Here is a 330-nt window from a genome sequence, read left to right as displayed (position 1 = left end):
AGGCCGGCACGCCGGGCCGCGTGGAGCAGGCCGGCGGCGATGGTGGTCTTGCCGATCTCGGTGTCGGTACCGGTGACGAAGAACGCCGGCATGGTTCAGGAATCCTTGCGCAGCACGCCGAAGACGACGCGGTAGGTAGCGGGCAGCCCCTCGGGCTGGCGGAAACGCTCGTAGGCGGCGACCAGCGCGCGGATACGCTGGCGCCCGGTCAGGCCGTCGGGCCGCCCGGGGTTGAGGTTGTGCGCGCCCAGCGCCTTGAGTTCGTGGGTCAGGCTGCGCAGGTCGGGGAAATGCAGGAGCCGGTCCTCGTGGCGCAGGGTCAGCGGCAGC

At 71.8% G+C, this 330-nt stretch carries 1 protein-coding gene and 1 pseudogene; both read right to left on the bottom strand.

The genetic code is table 11. The features are described 5' to 3' along the window. Window positions 1-92, bottom strand: a 92-nt coding sequence (locus GYB81_RS23850; RefSeq protein ID WP_161898006.1) for an AAA family ATPase, incomplete at its 3' end; no start/stop codon positions are given. A gap of 3 nt (window positions 93-95) precedes the next feature. Continuing rightward, a pseudogene (locus GYB81_RS23845) lies at window positions 96-330 on the bottom strand (malonyl-ACP O-methyltransferase BioC); the annotation flags it as partial.

It is taken from the genome of Pseudomonas yangonensis, from assembly GCF_009932725.1.
GTDB classification, from domain to species: Bacteria; Pseudomonadota; Gammaproteobacteria; order Pseudomonadales; family Pseudomonadaceae; genus Aquipseudomonas; species Aquipseudomonas yangonensis.
Note: the sequence above shows the minus strand (reverse complement) of the source record. Positions and strands in the feature narration are given on the sequence as shown.